The following is a 12,559-nucleotide window of genomic DNA, read 5'->3' as shown; positions in this document are numbered from 1 at the left end:
TCAATCGTTGTTATACTTGCACGGGCAATAAATAGGTCTGAGACTTTACTATTCTAATTAGGAACCTTAAAACTAGACTCTATGTCAACAAAGAAACTATTCGCTGTTTTTCTTATTCTTTTGTATTTTCCTTTAATAGTAGTCTCGCAAGCTCCCATAGAGCCGAAAATTCAAGTCAAGGGTGTCGTGTCAGACTCTTTAACAGCCGAAACAATTCCTTATGCAACAATTAAAATATCGAAGCAGGCCAGTTCCGGAAAAGTAGATAAGGTTGTACCTACAGATGAAAACGGAAAATTTCAATTCTCGATGAATCAGGCAGGGGAGTATTTGCTTACCGTCGAATTTATAGGGAAGGAACCTACTATTAAACCTTTTGTTTTAACAAACGACAAAACTCTCGATTTAGGAAATATCTTAATGAAAGATAATAGTAAGATGCTTAACGAGGTTGTTGTTTCTGCCCAGAAGCCTTTGATAAAGGTTGATCTGGACAAGATAACCTACAGCATGGAAGACGACCCCGAATCTAAGACCAACAACGCCTTGGATATGCTTAAAAAAGTGCCGATGATAACTGTGGATGGCGAAGAAAATATTCAACTCAAAGGATCGTCAGCATACAGAATTTATATCAATGGAAAACCTTCTTCGATGTTGGCAAGCAATCCGAAAGATGTCTTGAGAAGCATGCCCGCAAGTACTATTAAAGATATAGAGGTAATAACCGACCCCGGTGCTAAATACGATGCTGAAGGGGTAGCCGGTATCATAAATATTATCACACAAAAAAATACAGCAATGGGTGGATATACCGCAACTGTAAATAGTTGGGTAAATTCGCAGGGTGGATATGGTGTAGGTGGTAACTTAATGCTTAAATCCGGTAAGTTCGGGTTTACAGGTAACTATACTTTGTATCAGTATCGAAATCCCGAATATGAGACATCGTTGGTTAGAGAGAATTTTAAGGATTTAGAGAATAAGTATTTAATTCAGAGTGGTACAGGCAAAAACAGAGGTAACGGTCAGTTTGGTAATGGTGAGCTTAGTTATGAAATAGATTCTCTGAATTTAATTAATATCGGTTTCGGGCGATACGCCGGAGACGGAAAGCAGACTTCTTATACTAACAATAGAATGGAAGATGCAGCATTTACACCGATAAAAGAATTTGATCAATTTACAGATGGAACTTACAGATATGGTTCAACAGAATTGAAGGCCGATTATCAGATGACATCCAAAACAGTGAAAGATCGATTACTTACAATTTCATATCGATTAGCTCTGGAACCCGATGATTGGAGTTCGGATAATCGAATAAACGGTATTTTAAATCAAACAGATTCAAGAAATAATCAGTATTCTAATGGTGACCAAAAAGAGCATACCATGCAGGTCGATTATGCAACACCATTTGCGAAAATTCATAACCTGGAAGCCGGACTTAAATATATTACAAGATTAAATGCAAGTAATAGTGGACGCCAATTTTTAGATGCTGAAGGAAGCTGGGTTGATGAACCTTCTTTAAAAGACGAATTTAAACACAGACAAGATATTTACTCCGCCTATGGAAGTTATGCCGTGAAATTCAAAAAGTTTGGTTTTAAAGCGGGGGTAAGGTATGAAGGTACTCATATGGATATAAAATATCCATTGGCAGAAAGCGAGGTTGCCGATGAGAAAAATTTTAAAACAAATTTATCAAACTTGGTTCCATCAGCTACTGTCAGTTATCAGTTGAGCCAGTCGCAGAGTCTTCGATTGGGATATAATATGCGTATATCAAGACCCGGAATATGGCAATTAAATCCTTTTGAGAATAGAACCGATTCTCTAAATAGTAGCGTTGGTAATCCGAACCTAAAGCCTGTTGAGTCTCACACTATTGATTTGAATTACAATTTCTTTAACCCTAAATTCAATATGAACGCCAGTTTATCCTATAATTTTGTGGATAACTCAATTGAGCGTATTACAGAGTTGGACGGTATTGTAAGCAGAACAACATATGCTAATGTAGGCAAAAGTAAACGGTTGGGACTCTATACCAATTTGAGCTGGATGCCTACGCCTAAAATTAGGCTTACAGGAAATCTATCAGGTTCTTATATAGATGTAAAGTCGAATGATGCGGAGTTTAAGCTCTCCAACTCAGGCTTTGTAGGTAATGCTTATTCTAATATGCAATATACATTACCTAAAGATTATAAGGCAAATGTATATTTAGGTGGTGGTACACCATATTTCAATATACAAGGACGGGGACCTTCTTACAATTACTATGGCTTGTCTTTCTCGAAAGGCTTTTTGTCGGATAAATTGAATATCAATATTTCGGCCTCTAATTTCTTTTCAAATCATCAGAAGTTTAGAAATGTGATAGATAATCCGAGTTTCCATACAGAATCATTTAGTATTTATCAGCGGAGATTTTTTGCTATGAGAGTATCTTATCGATTTGGAGAGATGAAAGCTCAGATCAAAAAAGCCGTGCGTGGAATTACAAATGATGATTCTATGGGAGGCGGTTCAGGAGGAAATAATTCACAAGGTGGCGGCGGAGGTCAATAACTGAGGTTAATAAAAAGAGTAAAAAACATCCCTGAGTAATAAAAAACTTAGGGATGTTTTTGTTTTGAATGAAACATAATCGCAGAGGCTTTGTTTAATAAAGGAATAGTTTTACTAATATTGTTAAAAATAAGAGACCCTCTCTATGAAAAAAAAGAAACAAAAAATACTTAAGATCGTTTTTTCTGTCATAATCCTATTGGTTGTGGGAGGATTTTTGGTCAATTGGTATATGAGAGAGAGACTCGAGGTCTTCTTGCGGGAAAAGCTTAGCGAATATATTTCGGATGCAACCGGAGGTTTGTATCAGTTTCATTCACAAGGTCTCAGTATTGGACTTTTCAATGGCGAGCTAACCCTCAAAGAGGTAGAATTGAAGCCCGATTCTATGGTTTTTAAAGAGTGGGCATCAAAAGATAGTTTACCCCCCAATTATTTCGATATTCAAATAAAAAGAATTCATTTTAAAGGTCTCAATTTAATTTGGCTATTTAGCTATCGTCAACTGCATTTCGATCTCTTTGAAATACAGACGCCTATTGTAAAAGTTTTCAACTCAGGTAAGTTATCCCGGGCTGAAGTAAAGAGTAATAATCCCAATACTCAATCTCTGTATGAGATGATTTCTCCCTATATGGATATATTGAGTGTTAAAAAGATGAATCTGGAGAATGCCAGCATAACTTACGTAACTGATGATCAGGGTATACCTGCCGTATATGGATTGAAAGATGTTAGTTTTCATGCATACAATTTTGTTTTGGATGAAAATTCCGCACAATCAGGTAAACTCCTTTTTTGTGATAATTTCGATTTTACAACTAATCAGCCACAGGTATTACTCTCCAATAATCAGTTCTTACTTGAAACCGATAACATCAGATTAAGTACCAAGGATTCTATTATTCAGATAAATAAAGTGCATCTGCAGCCTCAGACTCTTTTGTGGGAAGAGCAGCATACTCTTCCTGATACATACCTCGAAGCTAAAGTACAATCGATTGAAGTAAAAGGAGTCCGCTTTAAAAGAATAAATGCATTTAATCATTTAGAAGCAAGTTCTTTCGATATAAATAAATCTGAAATACAATATTTTAATATAAGACGAGATAGCGTAAAAGTCAAACCTCGGGTGAAGTCTGAAACTAAAGATACAATAAATCTTTCATGGACTTTATATGCCATAGTATCCCCAATATTACATAGTATAACGATAGATAAAATTGGTATCGAAGATGCTAAATTGAAATATACTAATAGATTAAGAGATACGATAGATGTATATAATATGGATCGGTTTAACTTTGAAGCATACGGTTTCAAAGTCGATTCTCTGGCAGATATTCAACAACGCTTTTTATACTCACAGGGATTCTCGCTGGATGCAGCAGATATCGAAGGTATTGTTGTGAGTAGGAATCATGCGATGAGAATAGGTCGTATGAAGTTAAATACGGTGACAAGAGATTTTCAGATAAAGGATGTTAAGCTAGCCCCTCTGTCTCTTAAAACTGAACGTGATTATATTGAAGGAACAATAGATTCGATAAGCTTATCGGGATTGGAATATGATAATGGGATGAAGGCTCAGCAATTGAGCATAGATGCTCCCAAAATAGAATATGTGAAGAACCGAAAAGCAAGAAGGTCACAAGAGCCGCCTGAGGGAAATAAAAAATCAGCCAATCTGAATGTTGTTGTGCCATTCTTTAATCACATATCAATAAATCAAGTAAATCTGAATAGTGGAAATATTACATTTAGGGATAAGACGAAAAAAGAAGATGTTGTTTATAAATTACCTAAGGTCGATTTTTCGGCATCGAACTTTTTGATTAATAAAGCGACCATAGAGCATTCTTATACTTATTTTGCTTCAGACAATATCCGTTTTAGTTTCGAGCGGTTCGATAATGTCTTACCCGGTGAAGAATATCGTTTGATGATAAGAAAAGGGATATTTACGGGCATCGGAGGGAATTTAGAATTGCATGATGTAAAACTACTTCCGTTGACTAAGTCATGGAAAAAAGCTCCCGATACTTACTTCTCTCTATTAACACCATTCGTAGCTTTGAGGAGTATTGACTATAAGGCTTCTCCTACACAAAATACTATAGTGTTTAATTCTCTGGATATAGAAGCTCCTCACTTAAAAATAGTAAAGACGGGAAACACTCATTCTGCGGTTAAAAAAGAAGCGGAGAAAAGAGATAAAGTGTTGAATTTTGTAGCAGGGGTCTTTGATATTCGAAATGCGGATATCGAATACTTTGACCAAACAACTAAAGATAGCCTGAAAACAAAGTTTGATGATCTTCAACTCAAATCTTTATCATGGGATGCCGAAATGAAAAAGACATCAATCGGGTCCATCACGTTACAATCTCCTGTTATAAATTACATTAAACGTCACGAAAGAGTCGGACGAAATAGTAAATCTTCCCCCTCTAAGGCTTTTACCGGATCTTTAGATGTAGGGCAGATCGATATTTCAAATATTAAAGTCGGAGCCGATCAACCCAGTCTTAAATTGCATTTTAAAACAACTGATATTAATATACAAAACTTAAAGTGGGGTAATGGCAAGTTTAATCTGGCGAGTGTGGATATTGCTAAACCCGATGTGAAGATTAATCAAATTTCGAAAACGGCAAGAATTAATACTGTAAAATCCGAAAAGCAAGATTTTTATAGCATCTTCGAGAAGATTGCCAAGCAAGTATCCATAGATAAGTTTAACGTGGCTGATGCCAATATTGATTATGCAAGTACTTTGAATGGAAAGCTTAACAAACAACAGAAGCTAAATAGAACTAGTCTTTTCTTTAGTGGTTTGATTATAAACAGCGATTTGAAAACATTCGTGTTGGACGATATTAATTTTAGTACACGGAATTTTAGCTTTCCGCTGAATAATGGTTTCTATACACTGCAAGCCGAAGCTATAGATTTAAAAAAGAATGCAGGGAGTTTGGTGATTGAAAATTTACACCTTGTACCGGCTTATCCTAAAAAAGAATTTGCATATCATCATCCTACGCACAAAGATTGGTTTGATGTAGGAGTAGGGCACATATCTTTGTCGGGTATCGATTTCAATCGATACATCGCCAATAATGTATTTCATGCTAAGGATTTATTAGTTAAAGATGTACAGCTCTTGAATTTCAAGAATCAGCAGATTGAAATTCAACATAATATCATGCCTATGATTTATGAAGGACTGCAAAAATTGCCTGTTAAATTTACTATTGATACGGCTAATGTCGAAAATTTCAAGGTTGTATACGAAGAGCTGCCTAAAAATGGAACTACATCAGGAGTCATTTTCTTTACAAATATGAATGGACGTTTGTCGGGACTCACCAACATAGTATCCCGTCCAAAACAATATATAGAGCTAAATGCCGATGGCAGGCTTATGGGTACAGGATATTTTACAGCTACCTGGATGTTGCCTGTAGACTCTCTGAATGATCATTTTTATCTAAAAGCACATCTGAATAAATTTGACTTAAGAGACTTAAATCAGCTTATTACACCTATGGCACCGGCTAAAGTTGAGGATGGACATATAAAATCTTTAACTTTTAGTACCGATGCTTCGAGTAAAGGGGCTACTATTGAGATGCTTATGCTGTATAATGACTTGACTGTTTCGGTCTTGAGGAACAAAGATGGTGAATTGACTACAAATACACTTGTCAGTACAATCGCAAATAAGGTAATAAAAAAGAATAATCCAGATAAGGAATATAAGAAGGCAAGGCATGTACATGTAACTATCGAGAGAGATGCCTATCACTCTACGTTCAATTATCTTTGGCAAATACTACAGCCTGCGGTCGTAGAATCTGTCGGTTTTTCTCAAAAGAAACAGAACTTTGCGAAAAAGGTTACCGGTTTTTTGAACAAGGTGAAAGGGATATTTCGAAGTGATAAGAAATCAAAGAAAAAGGATGCTGAAGAGCATCCTGATAAATCCAAATAAAATAAGAAAAGGTCTTTTAAGCCTTTACCGATTTATAAAGCCTGCCTTGGTAGGCTTTGCGTTCTGCGAATCGTTTAAGAACTTTAGCTGTAAACTCGAAGTTCTTCAATCCCCAATCGGGTGCAATGAGCAGCGATTTAGGAGATTGAGACACAAAGCGCTCGATGATGAAATCGGGGTTGAGGCGTTCCGTAAAATCAATGCACAGGTCAATATAATCTTCGACCTCAAACAGATTGAACCATTCGGGGTGTTCGCGATACTGCCGAGCCATAACCGTACCTTTAATAAGCTGCAATTGGTGCATCTTGAGTGTAGTTAAAGGAAGCTCCGATAATTTGTCGGCATGCTCAAGCATTTGCTCACGGCTTTCTCCGGGTAGTCCCAAGATCATATGAGCTCCTGTATATATTCCCTTAGCAGCTGTTTGATATATGGCTTCTATACTTTCTGCGTAAGTATGTCCCCTGTTTATAAACTCAAGGGTTGAATCAAGTGTCGATTCGATCCCGTATTCTATAAGAAGAAATGTTCTGTCTTTCAGCTTCTCAAAATAGTCGAGAAGTTCCTTAGGCATACAGTCCGGACGTGTCCCGATGATAATGCCTTCAACATTCGGATATGCCAAAGCCTCTTCATATAATAAGATCAATTTATCGATATCATCATAAGTATTGGTATAGGACTGGAAATATGCAAGATATTTCATTTCCGGATATTTGTGTGAGAAGAAAGATATTCCGTCTCTTAATTGATCGGTAACCGTACGCTGTTTACCTCCATATCCGGGGCTAAAGCTTTGATTATTACAATAGGTACATCCGCCTACAGCCTTAGAGCCGTCTCTGTTTGGACAAGTAAATCCTGCATTGATGGATATTTTCTGGACTTTATGAGGAAATATGCTGTTTAGGAAATCCCCAAACTCTTTATATGGCTTATTTATCATTAGTTGAATGAAAGTATTTAGTGAAATTTTATACAGTCTAACAGGCTATAATCATTAAGCTTGCCAAAATATAAAATAGGTCTGTGCGCTTAATTTTGCTGTCCCGTAAAACTATGCAAAGGTACAAATTGTTATACTAGCAAATCAAATTAAATACAATTTTAAGATTTAAGACCTTAAACACATCATAAGTCATATCTATAATCTTGTAATTTAACTTCTTGTTATGCATTTGCCGAGATAGTTTAACTGTCAAAAATAAATGTTTTGTGTATGACTATTTGTATTGAAATTAGTATAACATACCTTTGAATTATGTCCAATTTTAGAAAGTTTAGTGTTGTATTTTTAATATACAGCTTATTGCATTTTAGTGTCTCGGCTATGGATACTTCTGTTAAACAGAAAGAAGATACCATACCTCTTTATGAGGACGGTGTAATAAGAAAATCTATCTATCCTCAGAATTCGCATGAACGATCAGGAATGTATGATTTTATTATAGGTAAGCATTATCGTAAACTTTACTCTACACCGATAACCGTAAAATCAACCGGTTTGTATGATTTGTATGGTGGACTGACATTTGTAGCACAAGTACCCCGTTTGCATGCTCTTTTTCTCGAAGCAAAAGATGCTCACCTGTATATGGTAAGACCTCTGGGAGGAGCAACAACATTTATGGAATCGGATTTTTTCAAGAATACTTATAGCAAACAAGAATTTAAAGGTACTTATTTAGATAAATTTATAGGGGATGCTTATACTATAACTCATCCTTACGCTTTTATGGTTGCTGATGAATTAGCGGAGAAAGTTGGAGTCAGTTCATTTGAGTCTAAAATTTACTATATTCCAAAACATGTAACGACTGATACAATTGCAGATGGCAGTGGAGTGCAGGATCGGTTGATAGCCATATATGACCTGAAGGCATTTAGTGTTCACTCCAAAGTTATAGAAACAGAAGAGTTATTAGCTAAAATACAAGAATCTAAATCTTTCCATGTCGATCAATACGAGTATATTCGTGAGCGGCTTTTGGATATATTAATAGGGGACTGGAACAAAACTCGAGAAAGTTGGCATTGGTATGAAGTGCCTCATGGAGATAGTCTTGTATATATGCCACTTGTAACCGATCGTAGCCATGCTTTCACAAAGATCGACGGAGCATTTTTTAAAATAATGCTGGGTGTTCTAGGCCTTAATAGTATAACCAATTACGATAGTAATATTAAGAATCTGAAAAAGGCAAATGGAATTGGTATTCCTTTAGATGTCGCATTCGTTGCAAGGACAGGGCGTGAGGTTTGGTACCAAGAGGCAAAGTATATAAAGTCGGCATTAACCGATGAGGTAATCGATAAGGCCTTTGAGGCTCTGCCGGAAGAAATTTATGTATCTCCCTATACTGAAATTATAAAAGATAATTTAAAAAAACGGAGGGATGCTGTTGAAGTGATAGCTCAAAAGTACTATGATATATTGCAGCAAACACCTGTAATTACAGGTACAAATAAGGATGATTTATTTGTTATAAACCAAAAAGATAGACATACTACTAATGTTAGGATTTATGATAGAAACTCATCTCAGCTATTATTTGATAAAGAATATGATAAAAGTACCAACGAAATCTGGCTGTATGGTTTAGGAGGAGATGATACTTTCAGATTTTCAGGAACAAAAAGGGGAACTCCGATAACTTTAGTCGGAGGGAAAGGGATAAACATCTATCATGTCGAAAGAGGAAAAAATGCGGATATTTATGATTATAAATCGCATAGTTTACTGAATGATACTCTTGATGGAGCTAGTATGACAAGAACGAATGTTGAAAAAGTTCATGAATACGATTATAAGAAGCTCAAGTATCAAACGGTGAGTTTTACTCCCTGGGGTGTATACGACTCCGATTTAGGTTTTTATTTGGGTGCGTATGTAAGTAAAACGATGTATGGTTTTAAAAGATCGCCCTATAGCTATCAACATAGAATAGGTTATAGTTATTTAGATGGTTTGATGTATCAGGGACTTTTCCCGTCTCTCGATGAAAGAAGAGGTTTTAATATAGAAGCTATCTTTGGTATTGCAAATGATTTTCATAACTTCTTTGGATATGGAAATCAGACAAATGGTTTTAAAGATGAATCCATTGATTTTAACCGGGTTGGAATTGCAAAATATCATATTGAACCTTCGTATTATTGGAGGTTTGGCACTAAAAATAAGCTGACAGCTTCAACTATGCTTGAATTATACAAGATTGATCATCCAACAGATCGATTTATAAATGAGATATATAAAGATGGAGATCCGGTATTTGATACAAAAGTATTTATGGATATCAGTTTGACTTATGAAATGCATCGGCAATTGAGTGCTTTGGTGCCTTCATTAGACTTTCTGCTAACTTCGGGTATCAATTGGACTGTAAGTGATATACGCCGCAACTTTCCTTATATAAAGTCAAAATTTTCTTTCGAAATAGCATTTAGCGATCGCCTGTCATTGGCAACAGAGGTTTTAGGTACAGCCTTATTTACCAACTATTATGAGTTTTATCAGGCAGCATCGGTTGAACTTCGGGGTTTCAGGCAAAGCCGTTTTATCGGTAAGCAATCGCTTTATCAACATACTGATCTCCGGTACGATTTAGGACATCTGAAGAATCCTTTTACACCTATTCAGTATGGAGTATTTGTTGGAGTTGATTATGGTCGTGTATGGTATCCTAACGAGGAATCGACCAGATGGCACACCTCTTATGGTGGAGGCTGGTGGTTGACTTTGTTCAAAAAGTACACAGGCAAGTTTTCTTACTTCGCATCTAACGATGATGCCCGATTCTTTATAGGTTTTGGTATGGGTTTTTAAGTATTTATTATAATGTAGTAAATGAGCCTTTTATAGGTCTCGACTCATTTCCGAAAGAATCTATTGCAAAGATGGAAACATCATAGGTTGACTTGTTATCCAGTCCCTTTATATTCCAACTTTTGGATTGTGGCATTTCTGCATTCAAGAAAAATCCTGAAAAAACAGTCTCTGTAACAGGAGATAAGCTTTCTTCTCCTTTTTTGCTTATTGTAATTTTATAATGATGTACAATATCATTGTCGGTAGCCTGTTTCCAAATTAGATTGCAGCTGTTTCTGGTAATATTGTCAAAAGAAGGTTCAATTCCATTAGCAAATTCGGGAGCCTTATTATCCTTTCTGTCTTTGTAAATAAATGCAGATCCATCGTGAGGCGGTTTTATTTCCCACTGCTTTTTTATTTCAGCACCTTGTGTAGTATTGTGTCTGTGTATACTTACTATATTGTTGTCTATACTAACTATCACTCCTTCTGTAACATCATTAAAACCTTCGGGGTGTATACCCTCGCTTTTGCCGGTCTCTATTTCAGAATAGGCAATACTACCGTCATTTATCGAGGTGAATTTATCTTGATGTATCGATCTCTCATCTCCAATAGGATAATGTGAGTGTCCTGAAAAAGCTATAATTTGTGGATATTGCTCGCAGATATCCTTTAACCCATCGGTTCCCCATGAATCTTTTCCTCCAATTTCGTATGAACCGTATACAGTATTTGTTACCGGCATATGGAAGAATACAAAAATAGGTTTGTCCGGATATTTTTGAGACGCATATTGCAGTTTTTCTGATAAAAATTTCCGGGAAGGTGCGGTATAACATTTATCATATGATGAATTTTCCATACTAATCAAGATGAAAGGATAATTATTTATTTCGACATACTGGTTGAGGTCTTGACCCAGAGTTTTCTCAAAGCGGGTATTTTTATCTCCTTTATCGTTGTATCTGTCATGATTGCCTAAGCAGTAGTACTTGGCGAAATTATCAGGTAACTCTTCCGTAAATACTCTTTTGAAGAGGTCATATTCTTTCTGGTAGCCATTGTCCGTAAGGTCTCCCACAACAAAAATAGCTTCCGGGTTATTCGGTTGATTCAGTAAATAACGTAATGTTGTTCTGTTTTTGTCTTCAGATCCATCTCTTCCAAGATGTGTATCCGATACAACAATAAAGCTAAAAGCCGATTGAGCTGCTACATGGGTATATGAAAAGATAATCGCAAAAAACAGTGCGTAAGTAAGTTTTTTCATAGTATTTAGTATTATATATTTCTAGACATCAACAAAGTTACTATATTTGCATTTGTATTCAAAGTTGTGTTGAGCGAATTGTTCCTGGTTAAGAATAAGATTATTAAGCAGTCATGTTTTTTTGAAAAAAGATAGTTTATTAACTGACAATAATTTGCTGATTCAAAAAAAAGGTTTAATTTTGCACCCTGTTTTACTACGGCAAGGAATAAAATAAATAAAAAATAAAATATAATAGCGATGTCCAAAGTTTGTGAAATTACAGGAAAGAAAGCTATGGTTGGTAACAATGTCTCTCACTCAAATAAAAAGACTAAGAGAAAATTTAACATCAACCTGTTCAGGAAAAAATTCTATTGGGTAGAAGAAGATTGTTGGATTAGTCTAGATGTATCTGCGTCAGGTCTTCGTACAATTAATAAAATTGGTTTGGATGCTGCATTGAAAAAAGCAGCTGAAAAAGGTTATTTAAAAGCTTAAATCAAAGGAGAACCTAAAAAATGGCAAAGAAAGCAAAAGGAAACAGAATTCAAGTGATTCTAGAATGTACCGAGCATAAAGAAAGTGGTCTGGCTGGTACATCACGATACATTACTACTAAAAATAGAAGAAACACAACTGAAAGATTGGAATTGAAAAAATACAATCCGGTTTTGAAGAGAGTTACAGTTCATAAAGAAATTAAGTAAAAATAATATAAAACCATGGCAAAGAAAACAGTCGCAGGTTACCGCGATCCATCATCTAAAGATGGCCGTAATTATGCAAAAGTAATTAAAATGGTAAGATCGCCTAAAACAGGAGCTTATACATTTAAGGAAGAAATGGTTCCAAATGAATCGGTGAAAGATTATTTTTCAAAATAATTTAGTTAAAAATAACTAAAAACCTCCTTTCA

The 12,559-nt window shown here is 35.6% G+C and carries 8 protein-coding genes; 6 read left to right on the top strand and 2 right to left on the bottom strand.

All coding sequences use genetic code 11. From position 1 onward, the window contains the following. Nucleotides 1-81 precede the first annotated feature (81 nt). On the top strand, nt 82-2,580 hold the full coding sequence (locus G7050_RS02990) for a TonB-dependent receptor domain-containing protein (protein ID WP_166111000.1): 2,499 nt from the start codon (nt 82-84) through the stop codon (nt 2,578-2,580). Between the two features lie 145 nt (nt 2,581-2,725). Beyond that, a complete protein-coding gene (locus G7050_RS02985; RefSeq protein WP_166110997.1) occupies nt 2,726-6,574 on the top strand; it encodes a DUF748 domain-containing protein in 3,849 nt (1,282 codons plus the stop codon). A gap of 16 nt (nt 6,575-6,590) precedes the next feature. Here the strand turns inward: G7050_RS02985 and G7050_RS02980 are convergent, their stop codons facing one another. Beyond that, entirely contained in the window at nt 6,591-7,523 is a 933-nt protein-coding gene (locus G7050_RS02980; RefSeq protein ID WP_166110994.1) for a TIGR01212 family radical SAM protein, read from the bottom strand. A 384-nt stretch (nt 7,524-7,907) separates the two neighbouring features. Between G7050_RS02980 and G7050_RS02975 the strand changes: the two genes are divergently transcribed. Beyond that, nucleotides 7,908-10,403, top strand: coding sequence for a hypothetical protein (locus G7050_RS02975; RefSeq protein WP_166110991.1), 2,496 nt, complete (start codon nt 7,908-7,910; stop codon nt 10,401-10,403). Nucleotides 10,404-10,410: 7 nt separating this feature from the next. Here G7050_RS02975 and G7050_RS02970 read toward each other — a convergent pair whose 3' ends face one another. Continuing rightward, nucleotides 10,411-11,661, bottom strand: a complete 1,251-nt coding sequence (locus G7050_RS02970) for a metallophosphoesterase (RefSeq protein ID WP_166110989.1) — start codon at nt 11,659-11,661, stop codon at nt 10,411-10,413. 240 nt (nt 11,662-11,901) lie between these two features. Here G7050_RS02970 and rpmB point away from each other — a divergent pair, with 240 nt between their 5' ends. From rpmB to G7050_RS02955, 3 genes are read left to right on the top strand one after another with little or no spacing between them, the layout of a single operon-like run. Beyond that, nucleotides 11,902-12,141, top strand: a complete 240-nt coding sequence (gene rpmB / locus G7050_RS02965) for a 50S ribosomal protein L28 (protein WP_166110986.1) — start codon at nt 11,902-11,904, stop codon at nt 12,139-12,141. 20 nt (nt 12,142-12,161) lie between these two features. After that, nucleotides 12,162-12,350, top strand: a complete 189-nt coding sequence (rpmG, locus tag G7050_RS02960) for a 50S ribosomal protein L33 (RefSeq protein WP_166110983.1) — start codon at nt 12,162-12,164, stop codon at nt 12,348-12,350. A gap of 15 nt (nt 12,351-12,365) precedes the next feature. Then, entirely contained in the window at nt 12,366-12,527 is a 162-nt protein-coding gene (locus G7050_RS02955; RefSeq protein ID WP_166110981.1) for a DUF4295 domain-containing protein, read from the top strand. The last annotated feature ends 32 nt before the right edge of the window (nt 12,528-12,559 follow it).

The sequence above is a fragment of the Dysgonomonas sp. HDW5A genome (assembly GCF_011299555.1).
In the GTDB taxonomy this organism is placed as follows: domain Bacteria; phylum Bacteroidota; class Bacteroidia; order Bacteroidales; family Dysgonomonadaceae; genus Dysgonomonas_A.
Note: the sequence above shows the minus strand (reverse complement) of the source record. Positions and strands in the feature narration are given on the sequence as shown.